Source organism: Sorangium sp. So ce281 (assembly GCF_051527395.1).
Lineage (GTDB): Bacteria > Myxococcota_A > Polyangia > Polyangiales > Polyangiaceae > Sorangium > Sorangium cellulosum_B.
In genome coordinates this window covers 9,373,460-9,392,437 of record NZ_CP150322.1, presented here as the reverse complement: position 1 = coordinate 9,392,437, position 18,978 = coordinate 9,373,460, and the positions used below count along the sequence as shown (strand labels likewise).

Below are 18,978 nucleotides of genomic sequence, written 5' to 3'. Positions count from 1 at the left end.
CGGGAGCGCTGCTCATCCGATGAGGATCGCGCTCGCCTGAAGCGGCCGGGCCGCGCCCTGGCGAGGAGGCAGAGGGAGCGCGCTCATGAAGGGGGGCTGACGCGGGCGCTAACGGACGCACGTGCAGGCGGAGTGCTCGGAATCCGGCGAGTCCTCGCCCTGCTCGCCCGCCCTGTCGACGACCCGGGCGTCCATGCCGAGCTGTTGCAGGAGCTCGGTCACGAGCGCGATGGCTTCCTGTTTGTCCGCCTGCGTGCGCGGGGAGGACCACGCGACGCTCTTCTCGACGAGCGTCCTCACCAGGGCGTCGATCGACGCCGGGATGGTCACGGCGCCGTCGAGAGCCGCCGGCGCACCGGTCGCTCGCGTGGCCGGCGTGCCCGCTTGCATGGCCGGCGTGTCGCCGAGTGCGCCGTCTGACGGGGAGCCCTCGCCGCGCGTCGTGGAGGCGGCGGTTGCGGTCTGCGCGCCGTCGCTCCTGCCGCTCGCGGCGTCCCGGGGCCGGTACCCCGCGCGCGCGTCGGCCGGGTCCGCCGGGGACGGCGCTCCCGAGAAGAGCTCTTGCCGGCCGAACTCCGTCCGGATCTGCTCGGCCGACAGGACCTTGCCGCCGATGCTCTGGAAGCCGCCGGGGACCTTCGCGAGCTTGTTCAGCTCGCTGGGCAGCGGGAACACGAACTCCGCGCCCTCGTCGACCCGGATCTTCGTCGTCTTGCGGACCGTCCGCTCGCTCGGGTTGACGGGTCTCATCCTGTCGCGGTTGAGATCCAGAAAGAGGTTCATCAACGCCGGCGTGAAGGTGAAGTTGAACCGCTTGCAGTACCCGTCGAAGACGAGCGTATACGGCGTGGTGTGCTGCCCCCCGTGCCTGCTGGACGACGGCCGCGTCCAGCGCAGCACGGCGCGCGGCGTCCCGGCCTGCGTGTCGTGCGAGGAGGCCGCGTCCTCCGCGCCGGGCACCGCGCGCACTCCCCACGTCCCGAGCGATCGCTCCGCCGGACCGGGGTCCACCGCCTCGAGAGCCCTCCTGTCGAGCTCCGACAGGTCGAAGCTGGCGACGAGATCCGAGGGCGAGAGCTCCTGCTGGAGCGGCTGGCCTTCGAGCGTCTCCCTGAAGAGGCGGCGCGCCACGTCCTCGCTCGTCTCGCCGTCTTCCCTGGGCGCTGCGTCGATGTCGGGGTGACCGTGCAGCCTGGCGATGTGGTCCATGCTCGCATCGCTGAGCGGCATGTCATCGATCGAGCCGAGATCTCCCAGCGTCGGCAGCGCCAGGCTGAGATCGCGGCCTGAGCCAAGGATCTTCTCGACCTCGGCCTCGGTCGGCTCCTGGTTGAACTCGCTGGCGAGGGTGTCTGCCAGCTGCTCCTCGGTCCTCGGGGCCACGCCGAAGCCGCTGAACAGCTGCTCGCCGGACGCGCCGTCGCGCCCCAGGTACATCGCGTTCTCGCCGCTCCAGAAGCCCTCCGGGTGGCGTCTGGAATAGAGCTCGTGGTTCTTGATGTAGTACCAGCCGCCGCGCTTCGCGGGGCGGGAGCTCGGCGCGTTGCGCATCTCCTCCCCGCCGTCGCCGGTCATCTCCGCCCGCTCCTCGTCATCCAGCGTCGCGGCCTCGGGCGCGAAGAAGCGCTGCAGGGGGTTCTGGGCGCTGAAGTCGCGCTGCAGCATCAGGCGGTCCTCGTTCGGGACGGTGGAGCCCTCTTGGCCGAACCTCCGGTCGAAGTCCTCCTCTCCGACCGCGCGCAGGATCGTGCGGTAGTTGATCGCCTGCATCGTCGTGCCGCACTCGGCGATGGTGAGGTGCTCCTCGGGGTTGAAGAACTCCCGCAGCGCCTTGCTCGCGCTCACGCCGGGCTTCAGGCGCCACGTGTAGCTGCTCTGCTTCTCGAAATGATCCGGATTGAGGAAGCCGGTCCGGGCGTCCGCCAGCTCCCCCTGGACGCCGGCGTTCCGCGCGATCTCCGTGAGCTCGTCCAGGTCCTCGCTGGGCACGTTGAACGAGTACTGGACCCTGCCCGCAGTGTGGAGCTGGTCCATTCCCTGGACGTTGGCGCGCGCCAGCCGCGCCGACTCGGACATCCCAGCGTCGGAGTCCCCGGACTCCGACCGCTCCTCCCCGGCGTCCTCGGGCTCTGACGGATCGCCGTCGAGCTGCTCTTGCATCCACTGGTTGAACTCGCTCTGCGCGCTCTCCAGCGCGTCGAGCTGGCCTTGAAAGGCCAGGACCTCATCCAGATCGAACGAGTCCGTGTCGGACGCCTCGCCCTCGCTCTGGGCTTGCTCGATCGCCTCGAGCTCGGACAGGAGCTCCACCTCCATCAGCTCGGTGTCGGACGCCTCGGATGCCGTGAGCCTGTCCAGCAGCGCGCTCAGCCTGCGCGTGTCGTTCATGTTGAAGCGGCCCAGCCGGCGCAGCTCGACGCGCGCTCTCTGCGGATCCTCGTCGTAGAGCCGGAGCAAGAGCCTCGCGGCCTCGGGGGAGAGCGCGTCGATGGCCCCGCGCAGATCGTGGGGCTGCCGGATGCGGTGGATCTCGCCGAGCCAGGGGCGCACACGCTCGTTGAAGCGGCGCCAGTCCGCCCGGCTGTCGAAGTCCTCCACGCGGGGGGCCATGCCGGTCAGCGCGTCCTCGGCGCCGCCCGAAGCCTGAGGATTCACCTCGACGGACGCGCTCGCCTGCGGCGTCCGCGCCGGGGGATACGTGCCATAAGCGAACGCCGCGAAGAGCTTCGGCATGTCCTGCTTGGCCACCCGCACGGAGAAAGCTCGCCCCCAGGACTGGATCGGCACGAGGAAGGAATCGCCGTGGACCGTGATCGGCCCGTCGATCGCGACCAGGTGGGGGCTTGACGGATCGACCTCGCCGAGCCGCGGGATCGCCTCGGGATCCTGGGGGCCCGAGGCGCCGGCCTCGCGCTTCGCCGCTTCCTCCCAGAGCGCCTTGCCGTTCATCACGGTCGCGAGCGCGAACCCCGACTGGCCGGTCTTCCCGAGGGCCTCGTTGATGCGCGCGACGTCGTAGCCCTCGGGGGAGCCGCTGGTCATGATCTTCGCGTCCGCTCCGAGGGCCGCGTTCATCAGGGCCGCGGTCGATCTCGCCGAGAGCAGAAGATCGCCTTCCGCCGCGGTGACGCCAGGCTCCCTGGCGTCGTCGGTCTGCTTCTCGAGCGCCGCGACGGCGGTCCTCCCGAGCAGCTCGACGAGGCCCCGGGCGAGCAGGTGGTCGAGCAGGTGGCCGTCCAGCTCCTGGGTGGATGCGCCTTGCCCCTTCAGGCGGCCGTGCTTGGCCTTGGCGGTCTTGAGGCCGTTGACGAGCGGCCTCGTCGACGCCGGCCCTGGCGCGGGCAGGCCCTCTCCTTTCATCTGGTTCACGATGAGCCCCAGGCCTTCGCTGAGCGCCGCCGAGCCCGAGCCCTGCTGTCCGAAGGTGCCGGCGCCGGGCGCGCCCGCGAGCCGGCCGAGCAGCTTGCCGGTGAAGAGCGCGACGACCAGGTGCGATGCCGTGGAGAGGTCGTTCTTGAGCGTCGTGTAAAGGACGCTGTGCAGCGCGCAGTTGGTGAAGGCCGATTGCGACAGCGAGGCAGGGTCCTTGATGAGCGTGCTCAGCCGTTCGATGACCGAGCTGTTCACGCCCTGCGCATCGAGCAGCCGGCTCAGGAGCTGGGCGGCCGCCTCCCTGTGCTCGCCGTCCGCCGGGCGAGGCCATGTGCTGCTTTGCCCCTCGATCGTGCGGATCAGATCGTCGAGGGGGCTCCCCTGGGGCTGCGCGGTTTGCTCGGCGCCGGAAGGGCTGTCGGTCGCCGTGGCGGCGGTGGTCGGGGCAGGGGTGCCCTTCGCGCCCTGCGTGGCAGCGGGGTTGTACCCAGCACTCATGTCTGCCGGACTGGCGCTGGTCTGGGGCGCGGTGGCGAAGAACTCGCTCTTCTTCTCCGCCGGGGCGCCGGTGGGCTCGCTCGCGCCGTCACGTACGGCCCGGATGATGTCCTTCATGCCGTCGGCGAAGGCGTCGGCGTTCGGGGAGGTGTACTCCTCTCCCAGGCTCCTGTGGTACTCGCGGATCTGGGAGCCCTCGCCGCCGAGCGAGAGGAGGTAATCGGCGATGTCCTCGTCCTTGCGCTGGAGACCGGGACCTGCGTCGCCCGGAAGCCAGCTGGAGAGATTGCCATTGAGGGTCTCGCTCACCTTGTCGATGAGGTCGCGCTCGCGCTCGAAGCCGTGCTTCGAGGGCGGGGCTCCGAGCTGCTCCTTGGCCGCGCCGCCGCCCTTCACGAAGGGCTTGCCCTGGCTCATCATCATGTTGGCGGTGTTCGGCCCCTCCAGCACCCCCATCATGTTGGTGTGAGAGAAGAAGACCTCGAAGACGGCAGGCGGGAAGCCGCCGAGCTGGACGAGCAGTATCTGGTCCTGGCGCAGCTCGGAGATGGCCTGCATGGCTTTCGCGACGCTCTCCTCGGTATCGTCGACCGTGACGCGGAGCAGGCGCTCCTTCAGGCCGAGCTCCTCGACCGTGCTGTCGAAGGCGTCGAGCGCGGGGTTGTTCCAGCCTCGGCCGCCGGTGGTGTTCTGAAGCACCCTCTGACCCGCGTCGCGCGGACCGTGGATCAGGGCGTCGAGATCTCTGTAGTGGTCCTCGGTGAGGCTCGCGGTCACCACGAGGGCGACGCCCTCGGGGAACTGCCCTGGGTCCTTCTGCTGCGCCCGGGCCGTACCCGCGATGAGGCTGAACAGCTCGTGGGAGGCTGGAGCGTCCTGCGCTCGCTCGGCGTGCCCCATCCCGTAGAGCGGGATCACGGGCTTGCCGCTATCGATCTCGTCCATGAGGTGCCTGACGAGCGCCCCTCTCGGACCTGTCGTCGACAGGGCAGCCTCGAACTCCTCCGGCCCGGCGACGGCCCACTTGTGGGCCTTCGCGTCCAGCGACGGCATCTCGGTGAACTGCTTCGCTTCGAGGGCCGCCAGTTCCCTCTTGATCTGCCGCTGCTGGGCGAGGGGCGGCTTTTTGCCGAGCTGCTCTTTGAGCTTGGCGATCTTCTCGCGGGTCTCCTCGTCGGGCTGGCGCGCCCATCGGCCTCTCGGATGAGCCCAGCCGAACGGCTGGAGCTTCAGGACGTGGTCGCTCTTGAGCCGAGCGGCGAGGTTGTCGCTCTTGTTGTCATAACCGCCCGTGAAGCCGAAGGGCGTGATCGGCAGCCCCCCGGCCTTCGACTCGGGTGTGAAGACGAGCTGGGCCGCGCCGAGCTTCACGGTCTGCTCGCCAGCGCCTGGCGCCGGTTTGAACCCCGGGACGAGGAGCGCGAGCTTCTCCTCGACGGTCCTCTCGATCAGGCTGCTCTTCTCCAGCGGGTTGAGCTGCTGGCCGCGCCCCTGCTTTCGCCTGGCCTCCGCGCGGTCGTCGAGGAGCTGCTTCGTGCCGCTGTCGTCGTAGACGACGCGGAGGGTGCCCTGGAAATCGAACTGATCGACGACCCTCCGGACCAGGTTGATCGTGGAGGACTGATGTCCGAGCCCGGGTCCCTGGGGTACGTACGCGCGTATCTCGTCAAGCCCGTTGATGAAGCTCGCGAGCTCCTCGCCATCCGTCTCTTCGTCGCGCTCCGGGTCTCCGGTGGTCTTGTCCTTGGGCATGGTGGCGAAGAGCTCGCTCGTGCCGGTCGAAGGAGCCGCGCTCTTCGGGGCGGCAGCCGAGGGCGAGCCCTGGGCCGGGTCGGCCGCCCGCGGTGGTGCCGGCTCGTGCCAGCGGCCGGTGAGGATGTGGGGGAAGTACGCGCCCATCTTGTCCTTGGGCACCGGGAGCCGGATGACCTTCCCGTAGGTCGAGAGCGGAACGACGTAGCTCTCCGCGCCGTCGGGCGTCGTGGTCGTCTCGATCGGACCGACGATCCTGACCTGGTGTAGCCCCTGGTCGCCCGCGGACGAGCCCACGGGCGCCCCGAGCCCGCCGCCTTTCGCGGCGGCGCTCACCGGCCCGGCGAGGACGATGCCGTGGACGAACTGCGCGCTTGCGCCGTCCTCGAGCAGCGCGTTGATGGCGTCGATGTCATAACCGGCCTCCCGCGCGGACAGGACGTCGACCTCGTGCGCCTCGAAGACATCCTGGAGGATGCCGGTATAGGCCTCGTCGCTCATCGGGAAGTCGCCGCGCTTCAGGCGCGCGCCGTCGCCCTGGAGCTGCTCTCTCCCCTGGCCGAAATTCGCGTCGAACTTGCTCTCGACGCTCTCGCGCCAGGCGTCGTACTTGTCCCTGGCGCGGGTCTTCCAGAGCTTGGGCAGGGCGCGGGCGAGCAGGATGTCGAGGCGCTTGTCGCCGTAGTCCTTGCCCGTGTGCTCGGACATGCTCTCGATCTGCTTGACCCTGCCGCCGAGCAGCACGTTGCGACTCGGGTCCTTGCCCCGGGCCACCTCCTCCGCGCCGGGCGTGACGTCGATGGCTCCGCCGGACTCCAGCGGGAAGGGCGTCGCGTCGAACAGCGATCGGAAGACGTCGATCGCCTTCATGGGGTTGTTGTGCAGGGCCGCCTCGGCGATGGCCGTGAGGCCGCAAAAGGCGAAGTCCTGCTGGTCGATCCGCTCGGGGTGCTCGAGCAGCTCCTTGGCCCTCTCCTTGAACCCGGAGGGCATACCGTCGATGTCGTCGACCAGCGACTTGAGGTAGCTGTTCGGGTCCGGGTCGCCGCTCGCGATCGCGTGGCTCGTGTAACCGTCGAGGGCGCTCCCCCGCAGCCCGCGCTTCATCCCCCTGTCGGTCAGCTCGGCGAGCGACGGGGCCGGCGCCGCGGAGCCGGCCGGCGCGGACTGGGCGGCGGCGGTGTCTCCGGCCCCGGCGCGGTCGTCGTCCTTGCCGGGCGCAGGCGATTGATCCCCGGCGGACGCACCGGTCTCCGGCGCGGTCCACATGCCGTCGTCGGCGGGCGGCGGGGGAGGATTCTTCTCGACCCTGATGAGCTCGGTGAAGGCGATCTTCACCTGATCCTTGGTCCCGGACCGCTCCTTCAGCGCATTGAAGTACTGGTTCAGCTTCGAGTCGGGCTGCTGCGTGTCGTTGATGTACTGCCCGATGAGCCGGTCGGGATCCCTCTCCTGGAGCTTGCTCGATATGTAGTCCTGGTTCTTGTCGTAAAGCCTGCTGAGCTCGACCGGCGTGTAAGGCTTGTTTTTGCCCGAGCTCTTGAGCTTGGGTTCGCCCTCGCCCGTCACCAGACCGCTCCCGATCTTCAGCGCGACCTTGCGGTCGTCCTTCCTCGGCGACTCCAGCGTGCGGCCTGACTCCAGCCTCGATATGGCCTCGAAGATCGCCAGCCTGTCGTTGTGGTTGTAGCTCAGCGTCCAGTTCTCGAGCCCTGCGCGCCCCTGGAGCTGCCGCCCGACGAGCTTGGCCTGCTCCGCCATCTCGTCCGCTCCGGCCACCCCGTCCAGCTCGTCTGAGCCCGGGAACTTGTTGCTATTGGCGTTTGCGACATGGAAGTAGGGCTTGTTCTGCCGCTCCTTGTCCATGCCGTTCACGCTCTCGAAGCCGTTGGGCAAGGAGGTCTTGGAGCTGAGGTGCTCGAAGACGGGCATGGGGAGGCGGTCCGGCGAGAACTCGACGACGAGCACCTTGCGGGGCCCGACGCTGGTGATGCGGTCCCGCGCTTCCGGGGCCTCGATGTTGATCACCGTCGCGCGCGGCTCGCCGTCGCTGAGGAGCCGTTGACGCAGGCGATCCACGAGCGGTTCCCAGTCCGTCTCTCCGATGGAGTCGCCCGGGTCGACGATGAGCCGGAGCCCGCCCTCCCACTCCCCTGTCAGCATCTTCTCGAGCGTGGCGATCTCCCCCTTGTCCGACCAGCCCGCCACGCCGATGATCACGCCCTTGTCCTTGAGATCCGTTTCAGCGCTCGCCTCATCCTGCGCGTACAGGACCCCTGTGATGAGGTTGAACAGCGTGAAGATGGGCGCTTTCGGTTCCATCCCCGTCTGGAGCCCGTAGACGACCATGGTGTGGGTGTCGGGGCTCTCGGCCTTGTTCTTCGGGGTCTGCTCCAGCAAGGCGAGCATGCCAGGCGTCTTGGCCGCGGCGCCGCTCTTCTCGAGCTCCTCCACGAACATGGCCTTCGGGTCGTCGGGCTCCTTCGTCTCGTAGATGTAGCCGAGCCCGGAGAGCGCCTCGACCTCGTGGAACTGCTCTTTGCCGTCGCTGTCCTTGTAGGTGACGCCTCGCTTCCCGTCTCCGGGATCCCAGCCCATCGGCTGGAGCTGGACGAAGGAGTCAACGCCGAGCTCGCTCAGGATGCCGTCCGGCTTCTCGTGGTTGTCCATGGCGCCTGTGAGCCCGTACTTTGCCGGCTTCGGGTTGCTCTGGGCCTGGAACGTCTTGAGGCCCATGACGTTGACCCGGAGATCCCCGGTCGTGAAGCTCTGGATGGGGTCGCCGTTCGCCTTGAAGCCCGGCAAGAGGCTCTCGAGCTTCGGCCTGTTCGCGCCGTACGGCTGGCCGTTTATCCGTACCTTCTCGTTGTTCTCGCTGGAGTCGTCGTAGACGACGTCGAACTCGCCCTCGAAGCCGAGGTGGACGAGCCGCTTCATGAGCTGCACCGAGGCGGCCTGATGGCCGTTGCCCGGTGCCCGCGGGATGAAGATCCTGAGCGTCTCCTGCGCCTTCAGCGCCTCCATGGCCTCGGCCTCGAGATCGGCGGTGCTCCCCTCGCCGTCGCCGGTGGCATTGGACTGGGGCATGGTGGCGAAGAATCCGCCCTCGTTCGCCTTCGGGGGCGCGGTGCTGCCGGTGTCCTTGGCCGGGCTCGCCGCGGCGTCTCCGGGCAGATCGCGACGATCGCCGTCCCGCGGCGCGCGCTTGGAGCCGTCCCGCGGCTCGTCTGACGCCTCGTTGTCCTGCGGCGCGCGCTTGGAGCCGCCCGGCGGCTCGTCTGACGCCTCGTCGCCGTCCCGCGGCGAATCGCTGTCGGAGTCATCCCGCGGCTCGTCTGACGCCTCGTCGTCGTCCCGCGAATCGCGGTCGGCGTCGTCCCGCGGCCCGTCTGACGCCTCGTCGGCGTCGCGCGGCTCCACCTCCGTCGTCTCCTGCGGCAGATTGGCGCGCGGGCCGACGAGCTCCTGGATCGCCTCTGCCGGGCGGTCCTTCAGGTCTTCCGAGAACCTGTCCACTCGGTCCTTGAGGACCCCGGCCCAGTCGTCGCCGAGCTTGCCCAGGTCGACGGTGCGAGCATTCTTGATCTGGTCGTTGCCAATCTTGTCCTGCTTGAGGCCGCCGACGCTGGAGATGGGGTTGGCGGTCTTCTCGGTCGAGCGCCAGTTGTGGATGTAGCCGACGGTGCTGGGCGCGTTGGGCCCTGTCGTCTCGATGCCGATCTGGAGGGCGCCCGGCCTGTCCTGCCTGGGCGGCCGGTGGCCGATGAAAATGTGGCCGTGGGCGCCGTCTGGCAGGATGACGTCGCCGTTGAAGTCCTTGAGGCCGAGACCGCCGATGGCGAGGTTGATGCCGTAGAGCTCGGTGTCGTCGAGCTTGGACTTGATGGCGGCGACGTGTCCTCCCTCCTCCTTGAATTTGCCCTTTCCGAGCGCGACGTGGTGCGTCCCGAAGGCGCGCGGGAACACGCCGTCCTTCGGGTTGCCGTGGCTGTCGGTGATGCCGATGAACTCGGTCACCGCGTACGGAGGGGTGCCCGCGGGGATCTGGATGTTGACGCGGCCGCCGTGGGACAGGAGCTTGGCGACGGGGACGTCGCGGAGCGGGACATGGCTACCCGCGCCAGCGTCGTAGATCTCGGCGCCTTCCTGGAGCAGGTGAAAGACGTTCGTGAGCACCTCGAGCGACTGCTGGTGCCTGCCGAGGACGTCGTCGTTCGAGAGGGTGCCGCTCCCCGTCGGGTTCGGCACGGCGCCTTGCGTGATCGCCTTGGTCGCGTCGTCGTTCGGCTCGGTGTGCTCGAGCGTCTTGGCCCATTCTGCCGCGATGCCCTGATCGATCTCCTGCTCGAGCTCCTTCTTCCTCGCCGGGTCGGTCGTGTGCCTCGCCTCCATCGACAGGGCCACCGCGGCCGGAGGGGTGCCGTCGAAGCGCTTCCCGCCCTCGCCGCTGTTCCTCTGTCGCGAAACGTAGCTCGCGAGGACGACCTTGCTCGGCTTGTGGAGCTGGTGGAAGCCGCGGAATTTCTCGGGATTGTCGTCCTTGTCGTCCGACAGGTACTGCTTGACCTCGTCGAGCGTGAGCATGCCCGAGGCGTTGAGCCAGCGCTGTCCCTGAGGCGTCGAGGAGAGCTGCTCGTAGGCGTTCCACTCGGCTTCGTTGAACAGCGGTCCTTTGGGGAAGCGCTTCCCGAGCTGCTTCTTCGCCTGCGCGGGGTTGGTGGGGAAGCCGCCGCTGGTCAGCTGGTCGGCGATGCTCGGGACGGCTCGCTTCGCCTTCTTGCGGCTGCCTCTACCCGTCGAAGTTCTCCATCGGGACTTCTTGACGGCCTTGTCCGCGATCCATGTCACCTTGTCGCCCTGCTCTGGGTCAGCCGTGGTCGACGAGTCTCCCGGCGGCGCTCCCGAGCCTCCAGGCTCCGGCTGCCGGGAGCCCTGCCCCGCGGGCGGTGACTTCGAGGTGGAGGGCTTGGCGGGCGTGGGCTCCGCGGTGGGAGCGGTTTTTCCGGCGGGGGTGCTCTTCGCGCCGGTCTCGCCCGTCTTGGGGGAGGTCTGAGCCGACGTGCCGTCCTTTGCGCCTGTCTCGTTCGTGGGCGTCTTTCCGGGCACCTCCCCTTCCTTGGGAGCCGTGCTTCCTGGCGCCGTCCCCTTGGTGTTCCCTTGGGGACCCTTGCCGAGGTCCTGAGGTGGCGGGTTGGTAGGCTCGGTGGAGCCCTTGGGGAGGCCGCCTTCGGAAGCAGCGGACTGAGGCTTGGCGGTGGGCTCGGTGGTCTGAGGCTGGGTGGAGCCCTTGGGGAGGCCGCCATCGGAAGGGGCGGATCGAGGCCTGGCGGTGGGCTCGGTGGTCTGAGGCTGGGGGGAGCCCTTGGGGAGGCCGCCGTCGGAAGCAGCGGATCGAGGCCTGACGGTGGGCTCGGTGGTCTGAGGCTGGGTGGAGCCTTTGGGAAGGCCGCCGTCGGAAGGGGCGGATTGAGGCCTGACGGCGGGCTCGGTGGTCTGAGGCTGGGCGGAGCCCTTGGGGAGGCCGCCGTCGGAAGCAGCGGATCGAGGCCTGACGGTGGGCTCGATGGTCTGAGGCTGGGTGGAGCCTTTGGGGAGGCCGCCGTCGGAAGCAGCGGATCGAGGCCTGACGGTGGGCTCGGTGGTCTGAGGTTGGGTGGAGCCCTTGGGGAGGCCGCCATCGGAAGCAGCGGATCGAGGCCTGACGGTGGGCTCGGTGGTCTGAGGCTGGGTGGAGCCTTTGGGAAGGCCGCCATCGGAAGCAGCGGATCGAGGCCTGACGATGGGCTCGGTGGTCTGAGGCTGGGTGGAGCCCTTGGGGAGGCCGCCGTCGGAAGCAGCGGATCGAGGCCTGACGATGGGCTCGGTGGTCTGAGGCTGGGTGGAGCCCTTGGGGAGGCCGCTATCGGAAGCAGCGGATCGAGGCCTGACGGTGGGCTCGATGGTCTGAGGCTGCGTGGAGCCCCTGGGGAGGCCGCTATCGGAAGCAGCGGATCGAGGCCTGACGGTGGGCTCGATGGTCTGAGGCTGCGTGGAGCCCCTGGGGAGGCCGCTATCGGAAGCAGCGGATCGAGGCCTGACCGGATCCTGCAGGTCCCCGGCGCTGGAGAGCGGCGGCCTCGGCGTCGCGGTGGGTGAGCTTGGCGCGCTGGTGGGTACTCGACCGACATTGGGGCTGTTGTTGCCGGTCGTCGTGCTCCCGGCATGGCCCCCCGATGGACTCTGCGGCGCGGCCGTCGTCGTGGTCGTCGGGCCGGGCGAACTCGGTTTGCTGGTGCTCTTCCGCGTGACGGGATCCCAGCCGGAGAAGGGGTCTGGCTTCGGGGTCGGGCTGGGGGCCGCGGCCTGGTTCACGGCGTTGGGCGCGGCCGCGCTGCTGGACGTGCTGCCTGCCTCGGTCAGGGGATGCGCGAAATTGCCCGCGCTTTTTATCTGGACGCGCAGCCCCGAGCGGACACCTGTGGCTTTCGACGGCGACGGCGAACGGCTGCGCGAGGAGCTGCGCGAGGAGGGCATGCGCCATGAATGACGCGAAACTCATGCGCTGCCAAGCGCCTCGCTCCTCGCCTGGAGGCGGGAGTTGCCGTGCCATGTCACCCTGCTCGTCCAGCAGCGCACCTCTCCGGATCCGCCTTGTGGACCGGGAGATGCCCGCACCTTCACGCCATCGTGGCGGTCCCCCGGGACCGAATCCGCGCATGCCTCCAGGGCGACGTGGCGACAAGCATCGCGATTGCGGTCGGTCCGCCGAGCAGGTAACCTGGCGCTCTGATTGCACGCACGGATGTGTCAATTTTTCTGGAATGTTCCGCTGTGGGTGAGCGCTTGCTGCCTCTCCGCTCACGCGTCTGACGCACGGTCGTGCGTCGGCGCGCCTGACGAGGTCGAGGTGCTGCCGAGGCGATTCCAAGGTTGAGCCCGCTGCACAGCTGCCGCCGGCGCGAGTTGTCTCGCGCGGCGCGCTTGTGTACGAGGTTCTATCTACGGCAGCGCTGGCCCATGGAGCCGTCGCGCAGGGTCAGGAGGACGAGGAGCCATGAGCGTTACGACGATCGACGTTGCCGGGGTCGCGCCTTCGACGGAGCTCCTGCCCGCGTTCGACGAAGAAGCTTCGGTGCAGAGCCTGCTCGTCTCGCACATCGAGGCCGCCTACCGCCATCGCCTGCCGCTCGTCGGGCGCACGGACGTGCACCCGCTCGTCCAGGCAGCGTACATGGCCTTCACCCAGCGCTATCCGCTCGTGCTCTCGCCCGACGTGATATGGCTCTGCCTGGCGCGGGGGCTCACGCTCCACATCGCCTCGAACGAGGCGCAGCGGCGCAAGTTCATCCGGGAGGACCGCGATTTCGAGCTGACGCTCGACCGGCCTGATTTCACGCTCGGCCAGGTGAACCCGTGGCCCATCACGTTCTCGGAGCTCTCCGCCCAGACCGCAGCGCAGGTCGGCGAGCTGAGGGAGCTCTTGGCAGCCAACTTCTCGACGACGGGGCCGGTCGAGCGGGTGGCCTCGGAGCTCACGGTGACAACCCCGCTCGCGCCGCACTTCGAGTGGGAGCCGCCGTTCCCGGCCGATATGGTGTTTCCGACACCCGGAATCCCGCGCATCTACCTGATGGGCACGGCGGATGACTGGCGCTCTGTGCGGCAGCGCGCGGAAGCATTCGGAGCGCTCGGCGCGGAGCGCTGGACCCGCGCGCTCCTGCCCGTGCTGGACCAGATCGTCGCCTCGGCGGAGGGGCGAAAGCCCCCGGATCCGGCGTTCTGGCGCGCTTTCTTCCGGTACGAGAACGCGGCGGACGAGCTCACCGGCTGGATTCACGTGCTCTTCCCCTACCTCCGCGCGTGGCCCGCAGATCACTTCGTCCCGAATACGCACCTCGACGGCTGGCTCGAGCGGTGGAAGGCGGCGGATGCTCGCCGCAACCCGCTCGTGGCGCTGGCGGATCCGCAGGGGCCGGGGTTCGCTCGGCTCCCGCCGGCGCTGGCGAGCGCGCCGCTGCGGCTCGTCGACGCGCACCGTCAGGAGCACTCCCTGGAGCTCATCAGCGGGCTCATCGGCGTCACACAGGACCCTCACTCACTCGCGCTCATCCCGGAGTTCGTCTGGGCCATTTTGCACGAGGAGCCCGGGGCCGCGCCCGAGGAGCCCATCGAAGCGGGCTGAGCGCCGGCCGACCGGCGCTCTCCCATCGTTTACCCGAACCGCACATCGAGCCCCGCGCCCCCGCCCGCCACCACGACGTCTCGATCCCTGCACCCCGGATCCTCCGCCATGCGCGCCGCGATCGGCGTGATCACCCGCTCCTCGATCACCCGCTTCAGCGGCCGCGCCCCGCGCCTCGGATCGAACCCCGCCTCGGCTAGCCAGGCCCGCGCCTCGGGCAGCACACGGAGCCTCAGGTTGCGCCGCACGAGCCCGGTGCGCGCCTCGGCCTTGGCGAGCTCGAGATCGACGATCCTGAGCACGCTGTCCCGCCCGAGGCCCCGGAACTGCACGACGTGGTCGATGCGGTTCACGAACTCCGGCCGGAAGTGCTCGCGCACGCCCGCCGGCGCTGCGCGCCGCGCGCCCGGGGGCAGGGCGCGCTCGTCGTCGCCGCCGAAGCCGACCGGCGCCCGGTCGGCGACGCCGAGGTTCGAGGTCATCACGAGGAGCACCATCCGGAAATCCACGTGGCGCCCGTCCTCGTCCGTCAGCCGCCCCTCGCCGAGGATCGCGAGCAAGAGGTCGAACACCTCGCGGTGCGCCTTCTCGATCTCGTCGAGGAGCACGAGCGACAGCGGCTCCTGCCGCACGCGCTGCGCCAGCGTCGTCGCGTCCGGCCCCGCCGCGAGCAGGCGCGCCGACGAGCCCGGGAGCCTGTACTCGCTCATGTCGAGCCGGATCATCCGCCCCTCGTCGCCGAACATCGACCGCGCGAGCTCCTTCGCGAGCTCCGTCTTGCCCACGCCGGTCGGGCCGACGAACAGCAGCGTGCCGCACGGGCGCTCGGGGTCGTTCATCCCGGCCTTGAAGCGCGCCAGCACCCGCGCCGCCGTGTCGCACGCCTCGTCCTGCCCGATCACGCGCCGCTTCAGCCCGCGCGCGATCGTCTCGGCGCTCGCGGGGATCTCGTCGGCGATGAGCTCGATCGGCAGCCCCGAGTGGCGCGCGTAGGCCTCGGACACGTCCCGCGGGTACAGCACGCGCGCCGGCGCCGCTCCGGCCGCCTCCGCCTCCCCGCCGGCCCGGGCGCCGGCCTCCTGCGCGAGCCAGTCGAAGAAGCGGAACGCCTTGCCGGGGAAGAGCACGTCGCGCCGGAACATCGCGAGGTGCTGCACCAGCCGCTTCTTGCCCGCCGGGTGCAGCCGGACGCGCGTGTCCTTCCGCGCCTCGTACTCCGCGAGCAGCGCCGGCACCGCGGCCGCATCCGGCTCGCGCAGCCGGACGATCTGGAAGCACGCCACGAGCGACGCCGCGCGGCGCTGGCACGCCTCGAGCTCCGGCTCGGTGCACTCCGCGATGAGGCTCACCTCGCCGGTCCGGAGCGCGGGCAGGAACACGTCGCCGATCGACGCGCCGTCCGGCTGCGGCCGGAGCAGCTGCAGGAGCGCGCCGACGTGGAGCAGATCCCCCTCGTGCGACAGCTCGCTCACGAGCTTCAGGCACCTCGCCTGCCACATGCCGAGGTACTTCATCCCGGCGAGCAGCCGATCGGCCGACGTGCTGAACAGGCCCGGCGAGCTCGCGCGCGCCTTGTCCCTTCGCCACGCCGCGAACCGCCGCGCCAGCCGGTGGACCCAGGTCGTCTTGCCGACGCCCGGGCCGCCCACCAGCAGGATCGACGGCATCGACGAGGCGCGCGCCACGTCGAACAGCGGCAGCGCCTGCTCGAGCTCCTCGGACTCGCCCACCGCGGGCGGCAGCCGCTGGCGCGCGGCCTTCTCGACGAGATCCTCGGAGACGGCGTGCAGCGTCGGGCGCTTGTCCTCCGGGCGCCGGGCGGTCCGGCCGGCGCGCTCCATCCGGCGCGGCGACCACGGGCGCACGTACTCGTCTCCCTCCCGGCGAAAATCGAAGAGCGACCGCGGGGACTCGCCGAGCAGCGCGCTCGTGACGAGCTGGCGGAGCACGTCGGGCGCAATCGAGAGATCCTCGAGGACCACGGACCAGCCGAAGCGGGGGAGCATCACGCGGACGCCGCCCTCGGCGAGCTTGCTCGCGAGGTACGTGAGCCGCAGCGGGATCTGGCGCCGGCCGACGACGGCGGTCCGCTTGACCGTGGTCTGCGGGTGGACGTCGACGTCCAGCGAGCGGACCTCGAACGACTCGTCCCACAGGTAGCGATCGAGATCGTCCTCGTCCGTGGCGAGCCTCGCGTGGAGCTCGAGCTCGATCGCGCGCAGCACGTCGTCCTCGGAGGCGCCATAGGCGGACGGCGCCGGCCGATCGAAGAGGAATGCCCACGTGCGCAGGAGGATGCCGGTGACGCGGCCGTCGTGGTGGGCGATGAAATAGACGCGGAGCGATTTCTTGGTCATACGGTGGCGGTGGAAACGCGCAGCCCGAGCGCGCGAGCCTACCACACCCGGGCAGCACCCCGGTCCGGGAGCTCCGCTGCGTTGCTCGGCGGCGCTGTTGGTTGTTTCGTCGCGCGCGCCGTCGTTTCATTGCTCCGCTCTTTCATGTCGCCATTGCGGCGATTCCGCCGCAGTCGTCCGCGCAGCGCCCCGAGGGGGCCTGTCCCGGCGCGAGGGGGAGCGGCGCCGGAATACACTGACGGTCGACTCAACGTCAGAGCCACCCCATGCGTCGTGGTGACGGCGTGCGTCAAAACGGCTGCGCGCCGCGACGCAGGAACAACTGCGCTGCATAATTCTGGCGGTGTGGAGATGTGTAATCTCATCCACCCTGGTCTCCTCGGGAGGTGTAGAGTGGTGTTCATGCCGCAAACGCCTTATTTCACGACGCCTTGCCGCCGCGCGGCTCGAGCCGCGTTTTCCTTGTTCCTGTCGCTTGCCCCGCTCGCGGGGGCCGTGCCCGCGAGCGCTGCTGTGACGCAGCTGGACGGCACGCGCCTGCCCACGGCGGTCCGCAAGAATGAGCTTGATCTCGTGACCAGCCGGGGTTTCCGCGAGGACGCCGTCACGCTCGAGGGGCTCTTCGGGTACCGGGGGGAAGACATCGATCCCGTGGCCGACGCGAGCACGGAGCCAGGTGTCTTCTCGCCGCTCTGCGGGTTCACGGGAGAGCTGGTGCTGCGCGGGGGCGGGTGCAAGGTCGCCTTCGGCTGGTACAACGCGACCGCGAGCGGCGTGCGCCCGCCGGACAACCAGATCTACGAGCTGATCCCTGCGGACACCAAAACGACGTTCCGGTGCCAGGACGACGATTTCTGCCCGCTGGCCACGATGGTGACCACCCAGACGGGGCAGCACGGCTGGACGCCGCGGCAGTTCTCGGCGGCGGACATCCGGAACGATCGGCGGTACCAGGGCGGCCTGGTCGGCTTCGCGCTGATCGGCAAGGAGGGCACCTACTGCACCCAGACGAAGTTCTCGCAGCGCGAGCTGAACACCGTCTGCACGAGCTGCACGCCGAACGCGCCGTGGGTGACGACGCTCATCTACACGTCGACCGCCGAGCCCGACGCGTTCTATGTCGCCTTCGAGGACCTGCCCGTGACCGCGACGAGCTGGAAGGGGAGCCAGGGCGGGTACGAGAACGACGGCGATTTCAACGATTTCGTCTACTACATCACCGGCGTGACCTGCAAAGGCGGCGGCGAGATCTGCGATACGGGCCTGCAGGGCGCGTGCGCCGTGGGCAGGACGGGCTGCGCGACCGAGGGCGACGTCGAGTGCCTGCCCGTGCTCGAGCCTGGCGAGCAGAAAGAGACCTGCGACAACATCGACAACGACTGCGACGGCAAGGTCGACAACGGCGAGGGGCTCTGCAACGAGGGCTTCGTGTGCAACCGCGGGTCGTGCGTGCCGTACTGCGGGCGCGGCGAGGTGGTCTGCGACGTCGGCCTCGTCTGCAACAACGACGGCTTCTGCGTGGAGCCGGCGTGCGTCGACAAGGAGTGCACCGGCGGCCAGATCTGCGTCGGCGGCAACTGCGTGGGCGGGTGCGACGGCGTCGTCTGCCCCGCGAACCAGGAGTGCCAGCTCGGGCGGTGCGTGGATCTCTGCGCCCACATCGAGTGCGAGGACGGCGCGGTCTGCGAGCGCGGCATCTGCCAGTCCAACTGCGGCTGCCGTACCTGCCCGACCGGCAAGGTGTGCGGGGGGGACGGCCGTTGCGTCGACACCGGCTGCGACGGCAAGACGTGCGCTGACGGGCAGGTCTGCGTCGCTGGGAACTGCGCCGACGCGTGCGCGGGCGCCGTCTGCCCCGGCAACGCGCCGTGCGTCAACGGGGTCTGCGGCGAGCCGGTGGTCCACGGCGGCGCCGCCTCCGCCGCGAGCGGAGGGCCGATCGGACCCGACGTGGGGCTCGACGATCCGGTGGATCTGACCACTGGCTCTGGCTCTGGCTCCGGCTCCGGCTCCGGCTCCGGCTCTGGCGGCGCGAGCGGCGGCGGCACGGGCGGCAACAAGCCCGACACGTCCTGCGCGTGCCGCGCGGGCGCGACCTCGGAGGCCTCGCCGGCCAGGGTCGGCCTGCTCGGGCTCGGTCTCCTGCTGCTCGCCGGCCGCAGGCGCCGCGCGCGCCGCGCCGCGAGCCGCTAGAGCGACAATCGGGCTGAAGCCGCGAGCAAACAGCGAGAATTCGAACCGCCAAAACGCCAGGGACGGGCCCGCCGCGCGCCCGCGTCACCCCGCGGAGCGCGCGGCCATCGCCGCGACGAGGCCCCCCACGACCGCCGCCAGGACCCACGCGAGGCGCGCGCCGTACGGCGACGCGGCCGCGGCGCCGGCGGGCAGCGGGAACACCACCGACCGCACCCGCCGGGACTCCGCGTCGACAAGGAGCACGCCGTCGACGTCGAACGCGACGCGGTACTCGAGCAGCTGCCGCCGCGTCGCGGGCGTGTCGATGCGGGGCGCGAGCCGGCCCGTCTTCACCTCGGCGACATACCGCCTGGGACCGTGCGCCACGAGGTAGTCGGCGCGGAGCCCGACGCTGACCGGCTCGCCGTCGATCTGGACTCCGTACGAGATCGCGACCTGCCGGCCGACGATGGTGTAGCCGAGCTCGCGGAGGAGCGCCTCGGCGCGGGCCTCTCCCGCGGCGCCCTGCTCCCGGCACCGCGAGAGCCGGCGCCGCTGCCATGCGCGCCTCCACGCGAGCCGGAGCGTCTGGACCAGCCCGAAGGAGAGCGCCGCGCCGGCCACGGCCAGGAGGAGCTCGGGCGGCATGTCGCGGAAATCCAC

Annotated in this window: 6 protein-coding genes; 3 read left to right on the top strand and 3 right to left on the bottom strand. The window is 70.0% G+C overall.

What is annotated here, in order from left to right:
• Positions 1–108: 108 nt before the first annotated feature.
• The gene (locus WMF27_RS35645) at positions 109–10,728 is read right to left on the bottom strand and encodes a hypothetical protein (protein ID WP_437764412.1); all 10,620 of its coding nucleotides are present in this window, start codon (positions 10,726–10,728) and stop codon (positions 109–111) included.
• A gap of 1,060 nt (positions 10,729–11,788) precedes the next feature.
• Between WMF27_RS35645 and WMF27_RS35640 the strand changes: the two genes are divergently transcribed.
• Both WMF27_RS35640 and WMF27_RS35635 read left to right on the top strand, forming a co-directional pair.
• Entirely contained in the window at positions 11,789–12,148 is a 360-nt protein-coding gene (locus tag WMF27_RS35640; RefSeq protein ID WP_437764413.1) for a hypothetical protein, read from the top strand.
• A gap of 507 nt (positions 12,149–12,655) precedes the next feature.
• Positions 12,656–13,783, top strand: a complete 1,128-nt coding sequence (locus WMF27_RS35635; RefSeq protein ID WP_437764414.1) for a DUF4419 domain-containing protein — start codon at positions 12,656–12,658, stop codon at positions 13,781–13,783.
• A 29-nt stretch (positions 13,784–13,812) separates the two neighbouring features.
• On the opposite strand, the gene WMF27_RS35630 is transcribed toward WMF27_RS35635, so the two are convergent.
• Positions 13,813–16,140 (bottom strand): AAA family ATPase, encoded by a 2,328-nt coding sequence (locus WMF27_RS35630; RefSeq protein ID WP_437764415.1) that lies wholly within the window; start codon positions 16,138–16,140, stop codon positions 13,813–13,815.
• A 402-nt stretch (positions 16,141–16,542) separates the two neighbouring features.
• On the opposite strand from WMF27_RS35630, the gene WMF27_RS35625 reads away from it, so the two are divergent.
• Entirely contained in the window at positions 16,543–18,333 is a 1,791-nt protein-coding gene (locus WMF27_RS35625; RefSeq protein WP_437764416.1) for a hypothetical protein, read from the top strand.
• A gap of 84 nt (positions 18,334–18,417) precedes the next feature.
• On the opposite strand, the gene WMF27_RS35620 is transcribed toward WMF27_RS35625, so the two are convergent.
• The gene (locus WMF27_RS35620) at positions 18,418–18,963 is read right to left on the bottom strand and encodes a hypothetical protein (RefSeq protein ID WP_437764417.1); all 546 of its coding nucleotides are present in this window, start codon (positions 18,961–18,963) and stop codon (positions 18,418–18,420) included.
• Positions 18,964–18,978: the final 15 nt, after the last annotated feature.